This is a genomic window from Aquimarina sp. BL5 (genome assembly GCF_003443675.1).
GTDB lineage: Bacteria > Bacteroidota > Bacteroidia > Flavobacteriales > Flavobacteriaceae > Aquimarina.
Window position 1 is genome coordinate 859,023 of sequence record NZ_CP031963.1, and the last position, 21,401, is coordinate 880,423.

At 32.4% G+C, this 21,401-nt stretch carries 16 protein-coding genes; 8 read left to right on the plus strand and 8 right to left on the minus strand.

Annotated features, from left to right (window positions below; translation table 11 throughout):
• Window positions 1-117 precede the first annotated feature (117 nt).
• Window positions 118-768 (plus strand): endonuclease III, encoded by a 651-nt coding sequence (gene nth, locus D1818_RS03870; RefSeq protein ID WP_118456485.1) that lies wholly within the window; start codon window positions 118-120, stop codon window positions 766-768.
• Between the two features lie 44 nt (window positions 769-812).
• Here nth and D1818_RS25210 read toward each other — a convergent pair whose 3' ends face one another.
• Both D1818_RS25210 and D1818_RS03875 read right to left on the minus strand, forming a co-directional pair.
• A complete protein-coding gene (locus D1818_RS25210) occupies window positions 813-962 on the minus strand; it encodes a hypothetical protein (RefSeq protein WP_162897256.1) in 150 nt (49 codons plus the stop codon).
• Between the two features lie 73 nt (window positions 963-1,035).
• Window positions 1,036-1,620: an RNA polymerase sigma factor gene (locus tag D1818_RS03875; RefSeq protein WP_118456486.1), complete on the minus strand. Its 585-nt coding sequence runs from the start codon at window positions 1,618-1,620 to the stop codon at window positions 1,036-1,038.
• Window positions 1,621-1,859: 239 nt separating this feature from the next.
• On the opposite strand from D1818_RS03875, the gene uvrA reads away from it, so the two are divergent.
• The 3 genes from uvrA to D1818_RS03890 all read left to right on the plus strand — a co-directional run bounded on the left by uvrA (window position 1,860) and on the right by D1818_RS03890 (window position 6,145).
• Window positions 1,860-4,640, plus strand: coding sequence for an excinuclease ABC subunit UvrA (gene uvrA, locus D1818_RS03880; RefSeq protein WP_118456487.1), 2,781 nt, complete (start codon window positions 1,860-1,862; stop codon window positions 4,638-4,640).
• A gap of 85 nt (window positions 4,641-4,725) precedes the next feature.
• Window positions 4,726-5,370, plus strand: a complete 645-nt coding sequence (locus D1818_RS03885; RefSeq protein WP_118456488.1) for a peroxiredoxin-like family protein — start codon at window positions 4,726-4,728, stop codon at window positions 5,368-5,370.
• 127 nt (window positions 5,371-5,497) lie between these two features.
• Entirely contained in the window at window positions 5,498-6,145 is a 648-nt protein-coding gene (locus D1818_RS03890; RefSeq protein ID WP_118456489.1) for a hypothetical protein, read from the plus strand.
• Between the two features lie 148 nt (window positions 6,146-6,293).
• On the opposite strand, the gene D1818_RS03895 is transcribed toward D1818_RS03890, so the two are convergent.
• Window positions 6,294-7,757: a T9SS type A sorting domain-containing protein gene (locus tag D1818_RS03895; protein ID WP_118456490.1), complete on the minus strand. Its 1,464-nt coding sequence runs from the start codon at window positions 7,755-7,757 to the stop codon at window positions 6,294-6,296.
• 406 nt (window positions 7,758-8,163) lie between these two features.
• Between D1818_RS03895 and D1818_RS03900 the strand changes: the two genes are divergently transcribed.
• Complete coding sequence (locus tag D1818_RS03900; RefSeq protein ID WP_118456491.1) at window positions 8,164-9,261, plus strand: amidohydrolase family protein; 1,098 nt, start codon at window positions 8,164-8,166, stop codon at window positions 9,259-9,261.
• Window positions 9,262-9,319: 58 nt separating this feature from the next.
• Here D1818_RS03900 and D1818_RS03905 read toward each other — a convergent pair whose 3' ends face one another.
• Entirely contained in the window at window positions 9,320-11,419 is a 2,100-nt protein-coding gene (locus tag D1818_RS03905; protein ID WP_118456492.1) for a T9SS type A sorting domain-containing protein, read from the minus strand.
• 246 nt (window positions 11,420-11,665) lie between these two features.
• Between D1818_RS03905 and D1818_RS03910 the strand changes: the two genes are divergently transcribed.
• Entirely contained in the window at window positions 11,666-12,991 is a 1,326-nt protein-coding gene (locus D1818_RS03910) for a hypothetical protein (protein ID WP_118456493.1), read from the plus strand.
• Between the two features lie 60 nt (window positions 12,992-13,051).
• Here D1818_RS03910 and D1818_RS03915 read toward each other — a convergent pair whose 3' ends face one another.
• The 4 genes from D1818_RS03915 to D1818_RS03930 are packed head-to-tail and all read right to left on the minus strand — an operon-like array spanning window position 13,052 to window position 18,576.
• A complete protein-coding gene (locus D1818_RS03915; RefSeq protein WP_118456494.1) occupies window positions 13,052-14,509 on the minus strand; it encodes a polysaccharide biosynthesis C-terminal domain-containing protein in 1,458 nt (485 codons plus the stop codon).
• A 4-nt stretch (window positions 14,510-14,513) separates the two neighbouring features.
• Entirely contained in the window at window positions 14,514-15,818 is a 1,305-nt protein-coding gene (locus D1818_RS03920; protein ID WP_118456495.1) for a glycosyltransferase family 4 protein, read from the minus strand.
• 3 nt (window positions 15,819-15,821) lie between these two features.
• Window positions 15,822-18,260, minus strand: a complete 2,439-nt coding sequence (locus tag D1818_RS03925; protein ID WP_118456496.1) for a YfhO family protein — start codon at window positions 18,258-18,260, stop codon at window positions 15,822-15,824.
• Between the two features lie 31 nt (window positions 18,261-18,291).
• Window positions 18,292-18,576 (minus strand): DUF4834 family protein, encoded by a 285-nt coding sequence (locus tag D1818_RS03930; RefSeq protein ID WP_370449405.1) that lies wholly within the window; start codon window positions 18,574-18,576, stop codon window positions 18,292-18,294.
• Window positions 18,577-18,661: 85 nt separating this feature from the next.
• Here D1818_RS03930 and D1818_RS03935 point away from each other — a divergent pair, with 85 nt between their 5' ends.
• Together D1818_RS03935 and D1818_RS03940 are read left to right on the plus strand one after the other, a co-directional pair.
• Window positions 18,662-20,290, plus strand: a complete 1,629-nt coding sequence (locus tag D1818_RS03935; RefSeq protein WP_158596946.1) for a transporter — start codon at window positions 18,662-18,664, stop codon at window positions 20,288-20,290.
• Window positions 20,291-20,527: 237 nt separating this feature from the next.
• Complete coding sequence (locus D1818_RS03940; protein ID WP_118456499.1) at window positions 20,528-21,232, plus strand: FadR/GntR family transcriptional regulator; 705 nt, start codon at window positions 20,528-20,530, stop codon at window positions 21,230-21,232.
• Window positions 21,233-21,401 lie beyond the last annotated feature (169 nt).

The following is a 21,401-nucleotide window of genomic DNA, read 5'->3' on the forward strand; positions in this document are numbered from 1 at the left end:
GATAAAATTAAAACAAAAATTATAATTCAATGATGATTTTATTAAAAATTTAAGTTTTAATTCGATATCTAAAACCTCCTAAATATTCATATTTTAGCAGAAAATAATTCTATTCATATGACTAAAAAGGAAAAAGTTGATTTCACCATCAAAACACTTAAGGAGCTATATCCCAGAATACCCATTCCATTAGATCATAAAGACCCATACACCTTGCTAATAGCAGTGCTTATGAGTGCTCAGAGCACAGACGTTAGAGTAAATCAGATTACTCCTCTCCTATTTGAACGTGCAGATAATCCATACAGAATGGTAAAATTATCATTAGAAGAAATTAGAGATATTATAAGACCTGTAGGTCTTAGTCCGATGAAGTCTAAAGGTATCCATGGATTATCTCAGATTCTGATTGATAAACATAATGGAGAAGTACCTCAAAGTTTTGAAGATTTAGAAGAGCTACCAGCTGTTGGACATAAAACCGCTAGTGTAGTGATGTCCCAAGCTTTTGGAGTACCGGCATTTCCTGTCGACACGCATATTCATCGATTGATGTATCGCTGGGGTTTTAGCAATGGTAAAAATGTAACACAGACCGAAAAGGATGCCAAACGTTTATTTCCAAGAGAATTATGGAATGATCTTCATCTGCAGATTATTTGGTATGGTAGAGAATATTCGCCAGCAAGAGGCTGGAATCTTGATAAGGATATTATTACTAAAACAATAGGAAGAAAAACAGTAATCAATGAATACCTTAAAAAATAAAAGACCTATTATCTAGGATAACAGGTCTTTCACAAAGTTTAGTTTTAATTTAGAAGTGCTTCAAACTTCATGTTTTTATAATCTATAACACTTAAAGCCTTTGAATAATTTAGTAGAAAATCTACAGTGATTTTCTTCGGTACTAATTGTTGTTGCTCCTCTTTTTGAGAAGACTTAAAGTAAAATTTTGCCATATTAATTAATCTTAAATTAAGGGTTATTTTTATAAATAACGAGGCAAAATATACTTTATTGTATAAAGAAATGTTAATTCGTTAAAACAATATTGTTTTTCTCAATAACCTTTCTCAAATTAATTAATGCATATCTCATTCGTCCAAGTGCTGTATTTATACTCACACCCGTCTTATCAGATATTTCTTTAAAACTCATATCACGATACATACGCATCACTAATACTTCTTTTTGATCTTCAGGTAATTCCTGAATCAAATTACGTAGATCTTCCTCTACTTGATCCTTTATAATTCTTTTTTCTGCATTTAGATCTCCATCACTAATAATTGAGAAGATACTAAATTCTCCATTATCTTCGAATTTAGGCATACGATTTCCTTTACGGAAATGGTCAATAACCAGATTATGAGCAATACGCATTACCCAAGGCAAAAACTTTCCTTCTTCGTTATACTTTCCAAGTTTTAAAGTACGAATAACTTTAATAAACGTATCCTGAAAAATATCTTCAGATACATCCCGATCAAAAACTTTAGAATAAATAAAACTGTAAATACGTTGCTTATGACGTTCGATTAGCGTAGATAAGGCGTTTTCCTCACCATTGATGTAATTGTTTACCAGAACAGCATCCGATATTGTGTAATCTTTCATACCTATTACTTAATTTAGGACCAACAAGCTTGGGGCTCGGGCTATGTTAAACTTTAAAAGTAATGGTTTGCTATAGGCTGTTCTTTTTAGATTTTGGTTTAATTACTGGGGCTAATATAGTAACAATCCTTGAAAATCAAACTATTTCATGTTAATTTTTTTAACTTAACTTTCCAGATCAATCCTCTAGAATACTTCTTAAGTAATCATTATATTTGCCCTCACACCGCATATTTACTATGATTGAAGACATTACAACTTTAGATCCGAAACATAATATTTTAATTAAAGGAGCCAAACTGCATAACCTCAAAAATTTGGATGCAGCAATCCCAAGGAATAAATTAGTGGTAATCACCGGGTTATCTGGATCAGGAAAATCCAGTTTAGCCTTTGATACCTTATATGCAGAAGGTCAACGTAGATATGTAGAGAGTCTTTCTTCTTATGCAAGACAATTTTTAGGACGACTTAATAAACCAAAAGTTGATTATATAAAAGGAATCGCTCCTGCTATTGCTATTGAGCAAAAAGTAAATTCTACCAACCCAAGATCAACCGTTGGTACTACAACAGAAATTTATGATTATCTAAAACTACTTTTTGCGAGAATTGGTAAAACCTACTCTCCAATTTCTGGAAATCAAGTTAAAAAAGATACTGTTACAGACGTAATTGAATATGTAAAAACATTTGATGAAGGTGAGAAGCTATTATTATTGGCACCGATTCACGTAGAAAATGGACGTACAACGGAGGAAAAACTAAAAGTATTACAACAGCAAGGATATGCCCGTGTAAAAATTAATGATACCGTCTGCAGAATTGAAGAAGCTCAGATTACAAAAAAAGACAAAGTATATCTTGTCATAGATCGAATTATAAAAAGAGATGAAGAAGATTTCTATAACCGGCTTGCGGATGCAGTGAGTTCTGGATTTTTTGAAGGAAAAGGAACTTGTTTTGTAGAAACTTTAAAAGATAATGATTTACGACAATTTAGTAATAAGTTCGAATTAGACGGAATGACATTTCTGGAACCTAATGTTCACTTATTTAGTTTTAACAATCCTTATGGTGCTTGTCCGGAATGTGAAGGTTATGGTGATGTTATTGGTATTGATGAAGATTTAGTAGTTCCGAATACTTCCCTTAGTATATATGAAGGAGCTGTTTTTCCTTGGAAAGGTGATGCCATGAGTTGGTATAAAGATCAATTGATTAATAGTGCTTATAAATTTGATTTTCCCATTCATAAACCATATTTCGAACTGTCATCAGAACAAAAAGAATTACTTTGGAAAGGAAATGAATATTTTGAAGGTATTGATAATTTCTTTATTGAATTAGAAGCCAAAGCTTATAAAATTCAGAATCGAGTAATGCTTTCTCGATATCGTGGAAAAACAAAATGTGCTAGTTGTAAAGGAAAACGTCTTCGCCCGGAAACAAATTATGTAAAAGTAGGAGGAGCAACACTTACAGACCTTGTTGAAAAACCATTAAATGAGCTTGCGGAATTCTTTAGAAACTTGCAACTTAATGAGTATGATGCTCAAATTGGTAAACGATTACTCAAAGAAATTAATAGTAGGTTAGAATTTTTAGATAATGTAGGTTTACAATACCTAACACTCAACCGAAAATCGAACACCTTATCTGGTGGAGAATCTCAGCGAATTAACCTAGCCACTTCTCTAGGTAGTAGTCTTGTTGGATCTATGTATATTTTGGATGAACCAAGTATAGGTTTACACCCTAAAGACACCGAAAAACTGATCAAAGTATTACAATCTTTAAGAGATTTAGGAAATACAGTAATAGTCGTAGAACATGATGAAGATATCATGAAAGCTGCTGATCAGATATTAGACATCGGACCAGAAGCAGGAACTTTTGGTGGAAACTTAGTCGCGAGTGGGACTTTTGATCAAATCCTGAAATCTGATTCACTTACCGCTAAATATCTTAACGGTAATCTTGAAATTGAGGTTCCAAAAGAAAGAAAAACCTCTAAGTATTATCTAGATATTGTGGGAGCTCGTGAAAATAATCTAAAGAATATTGACGTCAAGATCCCTTTAGGTATTTTTACCGCTATTACAGGTGTTTCTGGTAGTGGAAAAAGTACATTGGTTAAAAAAATTGTATATCCATCAGTTCTAAAACAATTAGGAGGATATGGTGAAAAAGCAGGTCAATTTACAGAACTTAAGGGTAACTATAGTAATATTAAGCATGTAGAATTTGTAGATCAGAACCCTATTGGACGTTCATCTAGATCTAATCCTGTTACTTATATTAAAGCGTATGACGATATTAGAAGCTTATTTGCAAGTCAAAAACTATCTAAAATACGTAATTATCAATCAAAACATTTTTCTTTTAATGTAGATGGGGGGCGTTGTGAAACCTGCAAGGGCGAAGGCGAAGTAACTATCGAAATGCAATTTATGGCGGATGTACATCTGGAATGTGAAACCTGTGGAGGAAAACGATTCAAAAAAGATGTTTTAGAAGTTACATTTGCGGATAAGAACATAGATGATATTCTAACTATGACTATCGATAATGCTATTGATTTCTTCTCTACTCACGAACAAGCTAAGATTATTAGAAAAATACAACCCCTGCAAGATGTAGGACTTGGATATGTGCAGTTGGGTCAAAGCTCCTCTACTCTTTCCGGTGGTGAGGCGCAACGAATTAAACTGGCATCTTTTCTTGTAAAAGGAAATACCAAGGATAAAGCACTTTTCATTTTTGATGAACCTACTACAGGATTACATTTTCACGATATTAAAAAACTATTAAAATCCTTTAATGAACTTATTAATAAAGGACATTCTATTTTGGTAATAGAGCATAACCTGGATTTGGTAAAATGCGCTGATTATGTAATCGACTTAGGACCAGAAGGCGGAAAAAATGGTGGAAAAGTAATTGCACAAGGAACTCCAGAAGAGGTTAGTAAAAACAAGAAATCCTATACTGGACAATATCTAAAAGAAAAACTCTAAAAACATTAACATAATTGTAATATATCATTCTGTAAAGTGAGACAAAAAATTTCGGCTAAGCTAACCAATAATTAAAATTAATAAAATGTCACTTACAGAACAATTAAAAGAACGAGCTGACCAATCGGTAAACAAATATCCAGAGACCATTCATAAAATAATGAATAATGGAATAGCCAACCTTAAGGATAGTCAGCTTGCATCCAAAGCTTTAAAAACGGGAGATAAAATTCCTGAAATATTACTACCTAACGCAGCTGGAGTCAACATCTCAATACAAGAATTACTAGTAAACAAAAAAGTAGTTCTTTCTTTTTATCGCGGTGGCTGGTGTCCTTATTGCAACTTGGAACTAAAAGCATTACAACAATATCAGAATGAATTCGAAGAATTAGGAGCAACATTGGTTGCTATAAGTCCAGAAACTCCGGATAATTCTCTTACTACTTCAGAAAAAAATAACCTAAGTTTTCAAGTACTTTCTGATATAGACAATAAAATAGCCGAAGAATTCAACTTAGCATTTACACTTCCTAAAGATTTAATTGAAGTTTATAAAGGTTTTGGAATTGATCTAATCAAAAGTAATGGCAATGAAGATCATCAATTACCGATCTCTGCAACCTATATAATTAACCAAGACGGAACTATCATTTATGATTTTATCAAAGAAGATTACAAAGAAAGAGCAGATCCAAAAGAAATTTTTAACTTTCTTAAAAACAGTTAATTAAACCTTTTTAATTATCAATCTTATTGTAACTAAAAAAAATTTGGCACGCCATTTGGTTACTTACTAATCAAATAGCGGAAACCGAAAAGCTAATGGGTAGGTAAAAACCCAAAACATTTTAGTTATGAAAAAAATGATACTTTTTATCGCAGCAATGTTACTAGTTGGAACAGCTGCACAAGCGGCCGATCAAAAACTGTCGGATCAAGTTGATAGGGTTACAAAACGCTATCGTTATGCACAACCTATTATATTTGTCGAAGGTGGTATAACGTTCTTTGTATATCCTAACGGAGAAATTGATTTCAAAACTCCTAGACAAAGAAATTATAACAATTGGGACTGGAATTCCAGAAATTATAATTCACCAGGACGTACTAGAGGTTATAGACATAACAATCGTTTTACTGTAAGGTATGATTATTATGGAAGATTGAAACGAGTAGGTCTTACTACTATTGGCTATAATCAATTTGATCAAGTAAGGAGAATTGGTTCTGTTCTAATTAGATATAACAGAAGAGGAAAATTAGCAAAAGTAGGCGGACTACGTGTTTTCTACGGGAAACGAGATAGAATAAGACATATCGAAGGTAATATTCATTATACAGGATGTGGTTTTTGCGGAGTTGATGGATGTAATATAACGCACGATCCATATTACAACTTTAACAGAAGATCAAATCATTATAAAGGAGATGATAGCGATGACGATGATAGTCGTCACTATAAAAACAGAAAAAGAAAAAATCACGACGATGATGATGATTAATATAAAAATTTAGTTAGTTGGTTAGTTAGTTTTGTAAAATCCCATTACCACTTATTTTAGGTAATGGGATTTTCTATAAATAAACTTAGAATATTATGACTTGAATGATAAACGGAAAATACAAATCATATTCTACAACTGTAAATTCTTACTTAACCAAAATTACTTTTGATTTTGAAACGGATTCAGACTTATAAGAAATCACATATAATCCTTTGGTTTCAGAAATAACTTTAAGCAGTTGGGTGATCTCGATTGCAGAATTAGTATCCTTTACCGCATCATATTTCATTGAAGTAATAAACTCACCTCTTATGTTGTGTATTGAAATTTCGGCAGTTCCACTTTGTCCGGTATATACATTCAAATAAGATTCTCCATTTACATTAACTGGGTTTGGATAGAAATTCAACTCCTTGGATTCAAGATCCAATGATTTTGCTCTTCCGCCACCAAAACGCGCACGACTAGATAGCCAAGTCATATCAAATTTAGGACCTTTACATTTACATCCTTTACTACCTTGATCTACCCGTCCAGGGCATACTTTCTCGTCTTTTATTCTTTTACCCTGTATCGTTATAGCATCATTATGACCCGGATCATTCCCACATTGTATCGTATTATATTTAGGATCTCCGTTTCGTAAATTTCTATATTTAGGATGCTTTTTAAGTTCGTCACAAATATCTCTAATATTTCGCCCTTGTCCATTAATTGTAATTTTAAAATTACCAACTCCATGGTCAAAAGAAGATTGACAGAAGCAATAGCCATTAGCTTTGTAACTGTCTTTCCACGAATTTGCGTTTGGTACAATTCTCACACCTTGATCAAAGGTATCTTGACCTGTACAACCTGTATCAGGACCATTATTAGGATTGCCGACATTTCCTCCTTGATTACCATTTCCTATAGTAATTCCATTTTTGGAACATGACTTTATGTTTTGTTGCCACCCGCCTCCTACTGGACGAATACTAGCTTTTAACTGGTAATTAGAACCTGAAGATGGAGTATTATTTAAATTTACAGTAACCGTAGTAGTACCCGATCCAGAACCTACAGTCTTTCTACCTTGCCCTAACCATCCAGAGTTCCATAATTCAATAACAACATCTCTATTTTGATCAGCAACGTAAGAAATCGGAATTTGAATAGAAGTTCCACCATTTAAAGAAGATGGTAAACTATTACAGTTTATAGATACTTCTCCTCCATTATCACCGCCAGAATTTCCATTGGTTATATTTATTTCATTTTTGGAACAGGCATTAATATTTTGTTGCCATGACGCTCCTACCGGTCTAATACTTGCTTTTAATAAATAATTAGACCCTGCAGATGGAGCATTATTTACATTGATTGTTATCGTAGTAGTACCAGAACCGGCACCAACTGTTTTCTTACCTTGTCCTAACCATCCAGAGTTCCATAACTCTATAACAACATCTCGGTTTTGATCAGCAGTATAAGAAACAGAAACTTGAATAGCCGTTCCTGGGCTCAATGAAGAAGGTAAACTACTACAGTTGACAGAAGCTTGTTGCGCATTTGTTCCTATCCAAGCTAAAAAAAAAATCAATAGGAATTTAAATTCGTGAATTTTCATAATTGTATAATTAAATTGGTTAATAAATACAATGTATTAACAATCAAATTTTTACACTTCTACATTTCGGTTAAAATAGATAACAAATGGTTTTGAATAAAAATTTAACTACTATAAAAAAGGTAAAAAAAGCTATATTTTAATAAAACAAACATCTAAAAGAAGATTTCAAACAACACACGAACTAAATTCTAAAAAAACAGTTGTGGTTATGGTTATTTTACTATTTAAAAAAAGAAATATAGTAATCAAGATGATCATTAGTATAAATGGTTAGTTAGTTGTTAGAAAGCCCGTTACTGTCTTGGTAGCGGGCTTTCTTTTTTTAACTAAAAATGTTAAGCTTTCTTTTAGACTGAGCGATTATTTTATATTTATAGAAGTAATATAAAAATTAGATCATCTTATGAAATTTTACAAATTCTCAGTTCTACTACTTTTTATGTTGTTTATACATGAAGCTATTGCTCAAAAAATGCAATTCGAAGATTATGACCCACCTTCTACCCTAATTGTTCCAGAAACCATTATTAAAAAAGCAAAATTTCCTTTTATTGATGTTCATAATCATCAATTTAGAATGCCTACTCAAGATCTTAGTAAAGTTGTCGCGGAAATGAATAAACTAAACATGGCGGTAATGGTAAATTTATCTGGACGTGGAAGAGGCTCTGATGAACATCTTAAAGGAGCTTTAGAAAATGTAAAAACTAACGCATCAAATCGTTTTATAGTCTTTACGAATATTAACCTACAAGGAATTGACGATCCCGACTGGACTAAAAAAACCGTGAATCAGTTAGAAAATGACGTTGCGGCAGGCGCTAATGGTTTAAAAATATACAAAAGCCAAGGAATGGATAATAAGGATAATAACGGTAATCGGATAAAAATTGATGATCCGCGTATAGGACCGGTATGGGAAAAATGCGGAGAATTAGGAATTCCAGTATTGATACACGCTGCTGATCCAAAACCTTTTTGGGATGCTCACGATAATCAAAATGAGAGATGGTTAGAATTAAAGTTGCGCTCCCGAAGAAAAAGAGATGCTAATGTAACGGGGGCTTGGGAAACTATTATACAAGAACAACACAATATTTTCAGAAAGCACAAGAACACTAAATTCATTAATGCCCACTTAGGCTGGTATGGTAATAATTTAGCTAAGCTTGCTCAATTAATGGATGAAATACCTAATATGTATTCTGAAATTGGAGCTGTAATTGCAGAACTTGGAAGACAACCTCATAACGCCAAAGCTTTTTTAACCAAGTATCAAGATAGAATTATGTTCGGTAAAGATTCCTGGAATCCTGAAGAATACTATACTTATTTTAGAGTTCTGGAATCAAATGATGAATACTTCCCTTATTATAAAAGGTACCACGCATTCTGGAAAATGTATGGATTAGATCTAGATGACGAAGTTTTGAAAAAACTATACTATAAGAATGCTTTACAAGTAATTCCAAATATTGATAAAAGCTTATTTCCAAACTAGTGTATAAGTAAATAAGAGAGTACTTAAAAAAATACTCTCTTATTATTTTTAAAAAATCTTATTTAATAATAATCATACTAGAAACTTTCTTTACCCCAAACTCTGAGGTTAACATATACTGTCCAGCTGATAATCCTTCAGAGTTTAATTGGAAGGTATTTAGACCATTCTTTCCTTGATAAGTAAACTCTTTTACTTTTTGACCGTTAATAGTATACAAAGCAAAACGAATTGATGTATCACCACTTAAAACAATATCGGCACTAATTGGCGCACTCCTTTGTATAGGATTCGGATATGTTTTTACACTATTTATTTTTCCAAGCCCTTTATTTAAGGAATTATTGTTAATTGATGTTCTTGAAGAAGCCGGCACAAATACGCTATCACTTTTTATCACTAAATTAGGAATAGCAGCATTACGAACATCGCAGGAATAGAAGTCATCTGATGGAACCACAAAAGAAGAAGCATTAGGTCCGGAAGGATTCCAGGTATAATCAATACCTCCCCCAACATTCACAGAAACGGTACTTCCTAATACTTCAGGGATAACATTACGTTGTGGATTATATGAAAAATTAAAAGTTCCTATCGCACTGCTATAAGGTAATAGGTCATCAAAATGTAAATTATTGTTTCGTATATGTAAATGACTCAAAGTTCTGTCTGGTCCTGTAATATTAGATGGTAAAATCAAATTCTCAAAGAAGTTATTTTGTGCATTACATAAAGCAATTTTTGGCATCATAGAAATATCCAGAGTTCCGCTGATTTGATTATCTTTTATTATAAAATATAACATCTCATCATACGAGCCAGACATTGTTAATTCACTTAACCCAAGTCCTTGTACTCTAAAGTCCAATAATTTTCTCATTCCAGAAATATTCATTGCTTTTCCGGGAGTCACTGGATTATTATAAAAATAAAACCTCGCTAATTCTGAGTTAGGTCCTAATCTGAAATCAGTGAATTGATTATTAAATGCATAACATAGTTGGAGGTTAGGCATTGTAGAAATATCCAGTGTGCCTGTAATTTGATTATCTCTGATTATAAAATATAACATCTCATTATATGTCCCAGACATAGCTAATTGATTTAGTCCTAAACCTTGTACTCTAAAATCTAATAATTTTCTCATACCAGAGATATCCATAGTCCTTCCGGGAGTAACTGGGTTATTATAGAAATAGAATCTACTTAACTCCGCACCCGTTCCTAAATTAAAATCTGTAAATTGATTATTATAAGCATAACAAAGCTGAAGATTAGGCATTCTGGAAATATTAAGAGTATCTGATATTTGGTTATCAGCAATAATAAAATATAATAAGCTGTCATAATCTCCAGAAACAGTAAGACCTCCCAAACTTAGGCGTGCTGCTCTAAAATCAATTAATTGTCTCATTGTAGATATATCAATTGTTTTCCCTGGTATAAACGGATTGTCTTGAATATGTACTCGCTGTAATAAATTATTATTTCCAAATCTGATATCGGTTAAATTGTTATTTGAAGTATACAAATTAAGAAGAGAAGGCATCGCCGTAATATCTAAAACACCCGATATGTCATTGTTTCTAACACTTAATCTTTTTAACTCCGTAAGATTTTGAAAAGAACTAGGAATAGTCCCTGATACATTATTACCGGATAAACGAAGTTCAGTTACTCTACAATTTTCTACTTTAACTCCTTCCCATGTTTCCATAGGACCAGACAACCAATTAGTATTTCTAGTCCAAGAAGGACCATTAGTTTCATTATAAAACTCCACCAAGACTTGTCGATCAAGATCATAGTCACTAATACTGCTGCTAAAAATACCTAAGTCAACCGTATTCGCTAGCGGAACACCATCTACAATTACATTATACTCTCCAATATTAACATCCCCAAAATTGTTTATTGTTAATGAAGAATTGGTTTCTCCACTAAGATTACCTCTATTCAGTGTCCATTGATAAGAGGATCCGGATATGGGAGATGTTAGCGTTATAGAAGTACCTTCTACAATAGTCATCGTTGAAAAAGCTTCAGCCTGAACAGCAATATTAGGTTGTCCTGTAGTACATTGTCCAAAAGTTACATTGGTAAAGATTCCTATAAATAGGATCATTACGCATTTGAGTGTAAAGAAATAAGTTTTCATATTTTAAAGTTTTAAGATGAATAAGTATTTCTTTGTGGAGATTTCACTTATAAGGTTAACTTTTGATTCAAAAAAAATAAAACCCTAAAAAGCTCTGAATTACAAGTATTTATATACTAAAAAGATTGCTGACACCCTATAAAACACCTATATCCATATCCTAAAACTGGTTTTTGGCACGCTGCTTGATACTATAAAAGAGAGTACGAAAAATTAATTTTGGTGCTTCTTTTAAAATCACAGATTATGAAAAATATTGTTTTACTTTTTACAGGCTTATTATTAGCATCTTTTACAGCTAATGCATTTGATACAAATTCAGAAACCGTATCTCGATACTACAATTATGGAAAATCTTTCATCTTTAGCGAAAACGGAGTCGAGTTTTCTGTATACGCAGATGGACAGTTTGATTTTTACGTAAATAGGCCAAGAGGTGGTGTGAGTGTAAATATCAACAACCCTGGAGTAAACATAAGTTTTAATTCTGGTTATAATTATGATGCTTATGTGCAGTATGACGATTATGGAGCGGTAGTACAGGTAGAAGATGTTCCAGTCTTTTATGACTACTATGGTAGAATTAGTCAGGCTGGTGATGTATATATCAACTATAATCGTTTTGGAAGAGTATCTAGAGTTGGTGGATTATATGTGAACTATAACAGCTATGGGAATTTTGTAAACTGTACAGGATATATTAATAATTTTAATAGACATTATGTATACAGACCATTTCACGCTTTTTTTACGGTTCCTGTTGTAAGCAGATGTATCGTATTCAATAGACCATATAGAAGATTCTATAACCCATATAGATGTTCATATAATGTATTCAGAAATAACTACTACAGCGGTTATTACGCTAAACCATATAGAAGTCGTAACTATTACAGACCTAACAATAGAGTAGCTAGTTATAACAGAGGGAATAGAACGAGTAGAGCTAGAAGTTTAGACTACAGAAACCGTGATAGAAGAACGGCGATGTATACCAGAAATGATCGTAATTATAGAACTGTAAATCGTAGTAGATCAACGTCTGTAAACAGAAACAGAGCAAGAGTAAATGATAATACTTCTAGAAGTACAACAAGAAATCGTTCTGTAAACAGAAGAAGTTCTGAATCAAGAAATCGTGTACAAGCTAATACAAGAGGTACTCAAAATAGAAATAGAGTACAGACAACTCAAAGAACCAGAAATACAGTAGCCAATCGTTCTACTAGAAATTCTGAGTCAAGAGATCAAGTAAGACGTAATGATAGAAACAGAGTAGTATCAAAACCAAGAAATACTCAGAATAGAAATAGAGTGCAATCCACTCAAAGATCTCAGAGAAGTAGAAACACTGTTGCAAATACTTCTAACAGAAGTAACAATAAAGTAAAAACGACTAGAAGTAATGGAAATAATCGATCTGGAAATGTAACAAAACGTTCTAATAAGAGTCGATATACTAGTAAAGGAAATAGTTCTAGATCGAAAGTTCAGAAACAAAGAAGAAATACTTCTAACAGAAAATCAGGATCGAATAATTCTAGATCTCGTACTGCAAGAAGTAGAAGTTAAAAAATATAAAGAATTTATTTTTTTGGTTGGTTAGTTGGAAAATCCCCCAGAGTTGTATGCTTAGGCACCTCGGGGGATTTTCTTTAGTATATCATTAATATCTTCTGAGACTTTAAAAAGATATAATAAACTAACGTAAATTATCCCTATAATGATACTTTTTAGACTAATATTTACCATAGGGTGAAATCCAAAATCCCAAAAATAAAACCCAAACAGAAATATAACAATAAGTAATATTATAAAAGGTGTTTTAGAAGAGAATGGATGCATTTTAAACTTCTTTTGAACGATCCATATCTTCGCTACGTTATAACAAAATACCGCGGCAAATGTAGCTATGGCAGCTCCAGTAACACCAAAAATTGGAATGCAAATTATATTAAGAATAAATGCTAGAATTGCCATTCCGATTCCTATGTACAAAATCAACCTATAATAATCAGAATTGAATAATATTGAATTGTTATTACCTAGCAAGTTGTCAAACAACTTAGCTGCTCCTATCAATAATACTACCCAAATAAATAATTCATACTCCGAAGGAATTAGCTCAAAAAGTTGATTTACATTACAAACAATCAGTACAAGTAACAATCCACTAATTGCAAAAAGATTCAGAGAACTTTTTTTATATAATTCTCGTAGTTGCTCAAAGCCTTTTTCATTAATTAATTTAGCGGTCAATGGATATGTAATCTGATGCATTGCTCTTGATGGAATGATAATTACACTGGCAATGTAAGCGCAAATACCGTATTTAGCGACATACTTTATAGGAAGATACCGTTCGATCATCGTCTTATCAAGATCTATCAATAAAGTAGCAACTGATCCTGCTAATAAAATCAATAGGGAATACTTAAAAACTGAAATGTAATTACCGGGTAATGAAAAATTAAACTTAAACTCATGCAATCCAAATGCATACGCTGACATAATTACTAATCGAACTATATAAACGATTATAATAGCGTATATAAATTGCTGAACCGTAATCATTTCGAAAAACACAAAAATCAAAAGGATCATAGTACATATACGTACGAATAACTCTTTCAAGATATTACCAAAGACACTCTTCAGTTTTACCTTAGCCCAGGCAAAAAATATTTCAAAATAAGATAAAGAAATTGCAAGGATATAAATAGTCCATACATAAGGTTGCACAATTGTATTATCGTTGCTAAAAAAACCAAGAACATAATCGTATAGTACAGAACCAATAGCTCCTACAAATAATGCAATGCACATTGGTAAAATAAGCATCATAGTTAAAAACTTATTTTGTTCTCCTTTGTTTACATAAGAAGAATAAAACTTCACCAATGTATTATGAACACCAAAAGCCATCAAAGGCCAAATTAAATTGGATACGGAGAGCAAATAAGACACAAGTCCGTAATACTCTTCCTCCAAAAACTTAGTAAATAGAAATAATGTATTAATTGCACCAATCCCAAAACCCAAACAGGTAATGATCACATTCTTTATGGATTGATTGACTACTATTCCCATTACTTTAGTCTACGGTTCTATTTTGTTTTAAATTTTTCAACACCAAAGACATCTCCTTTGTAAGTGCTCTTCTACTATATTTTTCTACCTCCTCAGTTTTAGATATTAGTTTCCCTTCCTGAAATTCTTTAAAACAACCAAGTATTGCGCTTTTCATTTCGCTATCCTCAGAATACTCAAAGAAATAACCAGAATTTGTTTCCTCTATTAATCTTGATATATCTGCATCTTTAGGTCCGATAGCTAAAATAGGCCTTTTAGAAACCATATATTCAAATAACTTTCCTGGTATGATACATCTAGTTTCTGGTCGATTAATTTCTACTAATAATAAAACCTGAGAACGATGTTGAATCTCTATTGCCTCTTTATGAGAAACATATCCTTTATTCTCCAAAAAATCAGATAATCCAGCTTCATTAATAGAGAATAATACATCTTCGCTAACTGCTCCTACTAATCGCAATCTAAAAGCTTTAGCAAATTCATTATTTTCTTGTGTAAGTTCATAAAGTACCTGCCAGAATTTTTCTGGATTTCTTCCTGATAATAAGGAACCTATATGCGAAATTGTAAATTCATTGTCTAACTGTACTTCCGAAACTTTTTCTGTATCGTATCCATTAGTAATTACAGAAATAGATTTATTGGTAATATTCTGAAATTCCTCTTTCGTAGTATAACTTGTTACGGTTATATGATCCGCATTTGCTAAAATTTCTTTCTCTAATTGCTTATGCTTTTTTATGGAACCTTTGGTGAGTTTTAATTTATCATGATATCCAATTGTAGTCCAAGGATCTCTAAAATCTACTATCCAATTAAGATCAAGTTTTTCTTTTAACTCCTTCCCTATCAAATGCACACTATGCGGTGGACCTGTAGTGATTATGGTATCTATATTAGCTTGAGAAATATATTCATTTAGATATTTTACAGACGGTTTTATCCAAAATTTACGTGCATCTGGTATAAAAAAGTTTCCTCTTATATACAGCAAAAGCTTTTGGATAAGAGATTGTTTTTCTTTTTTAGCAATAATACCTTTACTAATCGTTTTGGATGATTTTTTAGAAAAAATTTCAGCTAAACGGTAAGGTTCAAAAATAGGTTGTTTTAAAATGATGATTTCGTCAGAAACCTCTGATGCTAGTGATTCATCTATTAAAGGGTATGTTGGATTTTCTGGAATATACACTATAGGCTCAATTCCAAAATCTTTAAAGTATTTAACGAATTTAAGCCATCGCTGTACTCCAGGACCACCAGCAGGAGGCCAATAATATGTGATGAGTAATACTTTCAAAATTTTTTAAGAATTCTCTTCTGAAACCTCCAATTTTCGTTTTTTATATTCAAAAAACAAGGCTCCCAAAAATAGTAATCCAAAGATAACAGAACTTGCCAACGTAATTGTACTTCCCGTTTTTACTACTTGTGGTTCGAACTTAAACTCTATAGTATGTTTTCCTGCAGGAACCTTTAATCCCCGCAACATATAATTTACAGGATAGATAGTTTCTGGTTTTCCATCTATATATGCATTCCATCCATCTTTATAATACGTTTCAGAAAAAACAAGAAATCCTGGATTTTCAGTATATGAATTATACGCCAGATGATCTGGATTTGTTTTAGATATAGAAATAGTAGCAATGCTATCTTTAATCGGTTTATAGTTCTCTAATGCTGCTTTAAATTCTTTTCTAATAACAGCTGTTTTCTTAGTATCTATAGTACTTAATGACTCAAATTCTGTTTTATAATCATCTACAAACTTTAATTCTTCTATAAACCAAGCTGGTCCATTTGCCGAAGGGTTCTCTTGTACATCTAATTGTCTTTCTTCATTTTGTTGTATTACATACTTTATGTTAAGCATGTTTATTACTTGGAGATTGCCTTTGGCAATATGTTCATTGTAGATATCGTCTATTTTTCTAGGACGAACCGCAGAATACCCGTTTATGGAATTGAAAAAATTATTTGTATGAGAATTTCTAAAACCTCTTGCCTGGTCCAATACTCTATAATAAGATTTATCTTTTAAAATTTCCTGATCTACAGCAGTTGGCTGGAAATATGATTTATAGGTTCGCTTAGAAATAAACGATTCACTATCCACACTACGACGATCTACTCCTACTAAATCAATAAGGATAAGAATTCCAACACCTATAATCATTAGGTTTTCAGAAAGTTTTTTCTTTAAAGTAAACCAAAGTAAACCTCCGATCAATAGAATAAAAATAAAGGATCGCAGACTATCACTTTTCATAATAGTAATTCGATCTTCTTTTATGGCATCAAAAATAGCGGGTTGTTCTATGGCTACCTGAACATCGTTAGGAGACTTAAAGCTAAATAAACTTCCTCCAAATAACCAAAATATTAAACACAATCCTCCAAAAACGCCTAGAGATATAAAAAATTTCTTTTGTCGCTCTTGAAATGAGGTTTTCTCATTAAATAATTGATATAAACCAAATACTGCTGCAATTGGTATTACGAATTCTAGAATAACCTGAATACTAGAAACAGCTCTAAACTTATTATAGAGTGGGACGTACTCTACAAAGAATCGAGTCAAGAAGTCCAAATTCTTACCCCAACTTAAGGTAAGCGATAAAATAATTCCGCTCAGTAACCACCATCTAAGTCTACCTTTCACTAATAATAATCCTAATAATGCGAGAAATACTACTGTAATACCTAAATAAGGAGGAGCTTCTACAAAAGGCTGTGCTCCCCAATATAATCCAGTAACATTTGCATAATAATCGGCTTGTTCCGCTGGTTGACCTAGTTCAATCAATTTTTGATAAAAAGCAGAATCTTTGCCTAAATCAGAAGCTCTTCCCAATCCCATTAATTTAGGAACAAAAAGATTTAAAGACTCTAATTTACCATAACTATATGCTGTAATATAATCGTAATCTAATCCATCCTTTACTGATGAAGATGACGTCTCTTCTGCTAATAAATTCTTTCCTCTTATACTGGTTTTTGCATATTCTGATGTCGATAACAAGGTGGTAGCATTAGTCGCCAGACCTAATAAAGCAGCAACAATTAAAATAGCTGAAGATTTCAAGAAATGTGGAATCTCTTTTCTTTTAAAAGCATCAATAAAATAGGTGACGCCAATTACAAACACCAATAAACCAAGATAATAGGTCATCTGATAATGATTCGCCTGTATTTCTAATCCCATCGCTAACGCTGTTAGCATAAAACCCCAGACATATCTTTTTTGAAAAACTAGCAAAATACCAGAAATTACAAGTGGAAAATAAGCTATCGCATGTGCTTTTGCATTATGCCCTACCCCTATTATTATGATAAGATACGCCGAAAATCCAAACGCTAATGCCCCGAGAATTGCCATTTTCCAAGGAATTCTCATAACTAGTAGTAAGATATAAAAACTAGTAAGATACAGAAATAAGTAATCCGCAGGCCTTGGTAAGAAACGAATCAAGCGATCCAACTTATCCATATAATCATGAGGAAACCTAGCCCCGATAGCATAGGTTGGCATTCCACCAAAGGCTGCATTATTCCAAAATGTTTCTTTTCCTGTATTTTTACGGAACTCATTTTGCTGTCTTGCTGTACCTTCATACAACTTTATATCATTCTGAAATATCATTTTCCCGCTAAGAACAGGACTAAAAAATGTGAGCGAAGCAATTATAAAACCTAAAATAACAAGAAAGTGAGGAATAAATCTTTTTAGATAAGCCATCATGTGCGAAACAATTTACTAATGAAGCGCCAAATTAATCAATTTCCTCATAATCGATGTACTCTCCTACATCTTTATTCGTAGATTTTTGTTTGGTTTTTTTATCAATGGTTACATCTTCCTTTGGTGAAGATTGGGGTTGTTGGTATTGCTGAAATTGCTGTTGAAACTTTTCTCCAGCTTTCTTTGTTACGTATCTAAGCAATAGAGGACCAAATAAACGCGTTAATATCTTTAATCCGTAATATATCAATAACAGAATGAGAATTACCTTTAATACCCCTGATAACGAAGCCTCTTGCATATTATTTTTTTTCAAAAATAGGGAACTCTCTATACAATTACATGAAGTCAATCCTAAAAAAATGATAAAATCTGCTATATTTGAACCAAATCTATTGAATATGAGCCCTAAATCTTTGCTATTGTTGGTAAGCCTATTCCTACTTGGCTTAACTGCATCTGCACAATATACTGAGAAAATAAACACTAATAGACCTGGGACTTCTCAAGGTGCTTTCTCTGTTGGAAATAATGTATTACAATTGGAAGGTGGTTTTGGTTTCGGAAAAGAAAAACACAAACTATTTGATACCAAGACAAATACATTTAACTTCGACTACACTGTTAGATATGGGTTATTGATAGAACAACTGGAAATCAATTTGAATGGTAGCTTTAGAAGTGAAGGTATTAAACAAACAGTAGGTGCCAACGAAGAAAAAATAAGACGTACCGATTTTGAATATAATACTATAGGAGTTAAATATCTTATATATGATCCTTACAAAAAACCAAAAGATCAGGATTCAATAAATTATGATGAATTAAAAAGCTGGAAGGAGCGCTACAGATTTAAATGGAAAAGCCTTATCCCCGCTGTATCGGCTTATGTTGGCATGAACTACGTGAACACAGACAATGCTTTTACATTTCCTAATGACCAAACGATTAGTCCGAAAATCGTTGTAATGACACAAAATAACTGGTGGACTAGTAATGCAGGAAGCTGGGTTTTGGTTACTAACCTAATCGTAGATAAAATAACTACAGATAATCCTGCATATGGTTGGATTATTACCAGTACTCATACACTCAATAATAAATGGGCCGTCTTTGGTGAATATCAGGGACAGAAAAGTGATTTTTATAGCGACAATATACTAAGGCTCGGTGGTGCATATTTGTTCAATGATGATTTACAGATTGATGCCAATATAGCGACGAACTTTAAAGATACTCCTTCTATTTTTCGAGTAAGTGTTGGTGCATCTTATAGATTTGACTGGCATAAAAAAGACGAAATTATAGAAAAACCAGGCTTTGAAAGTGGTATAAAGAACGAAGAGGAATTAAATGAAAAAGAAAATGATAGTCTAAGTATCGATCGCGAATTCGAAGAAATCGAAAATGATAGTTTAAAATTAGAGAAAACACCATTCATAAATGAGTTCGAAGATAGCAGTATCAGAGAATCAATGGAAAAGGATCTCGACGAAAGAAGAACGGCACAACGCTTGGAACGCGAGCGACTCGAAAAAGAAAAACAAGATAAAAAAGACGACAAAAAGTTCCAAAAAGAAGAACGCAGAAGATTAAAGCGTGAAGCCAAAGAAGCTAAGCAAGCAGAAAAAGCTCGAATCAAAGCAGAAAAAGAAAAGCAAAAAATGATTCAGGATATAGATGCTGAATTGGATAAAATGGAACAAGATGAAGGTGTAGATGATGAGTTAAAGAAGATTGATGAAGAACTCAAAAAACTAGAGGAGATGGAGAAAGACGTTGATCCGGAAAAGGAAAAAGAGCAGAAAGAAGAAAAGAAAAAAGTTGAAGAAGAGGAAGAAGATGTAGATGCGGCTTATGACAAACTTCAAAAAGAACAAGCCAAGGCTAAAAAAGAAGAAGAAAAACGTAGAAAGAAAGAAGAGAAGAAACGCCTGAAAGAAGAAAAGAAAAGAAAAAAAGAAGAAGAAAAACGTAAAAAAGCGGAAGAGAAAAAGAAAAAAGAAGGTGATGATAATAATGAAGGTTAGTTCTTCTTAGTTTCTAATACCTCTTTGTATATAAAAAGGGCTAAACATTATATGTTTAGCCCTTTTTATATATCACACATACAATTATATAATTAATCCAATTGAACCGGAAATGATAAAATCATATAAAAAAGATGTTTTTTTTAATGTTTCTGTCATTTTTTAACATTTATAATACGTAGGTTAAAATAAAACTCTTATATTTGGTTAACCAATTTGGTTGACCAATTTAAAAATATGAGAATTAACCTAGGAAACGACCCTTTATCTTCTAAAACCGAAGTTGAAACCGTAATCTCAAAAATAAGAGACCTAATCATAAACCGGCAACTCGAACCTGGAGATAAACTACCGTCAGAAAGAACATTATCCGATAAATTCAACGCTAGTAGAAGCCAATTACGGCTAGCCATACAAAAGTTAGAATTTTATGGGATAGTAAAAAGATATCCCAAAAGTGGAACTTTTGTATCCAAAATTGGTGTAGGAGCCCTAAACTCTATGATGGCAAATATTTTGCACTTACAAGCACCCGATTTTAAGTCTTTAGTAGAAACTAGATTAATACTAGAGACAAAAGCTGTAAAATTAGCAGCAATCAGAAGAACTGAAAAACAATTATATCAAATAGAAAAAGCGCACGAAGCGTATATTAAAAAAGCCATTAATGGACAAGATGCATTAGATGAAGATTTATTGTTTCATCTGAAGGTAGCAGAAGCAAGTTGTAACAGTGTTATTAACTCCTTGATGCTAGTAATCACACCTGAAATAATTACCAATTTCGTTACAAACAAAATTTGTGACGCACAAAACTTTTCAAGTTTGATAAAAGAACATCAAGATATTGTAAATGCCATAAAAAATAATGACCCAGAAGAAGCTATAAAAAGTCTAAAAATTCATTTTAAAGACTTATACAATTACTGTCATACTAATTAAAAAACTAGCCTATGTAAACTTTAATATTAAAAGAAAAAAGGACAGGCAAAACCTATCCTTTTCAATTATTCTGTAATCACTTCAATTTAGAGGGAGAAGTCAATTAACAAGAATAATAGTACACGATTACCTAAGTAAACATGCAGCAGCAAATATAATAATTCATACT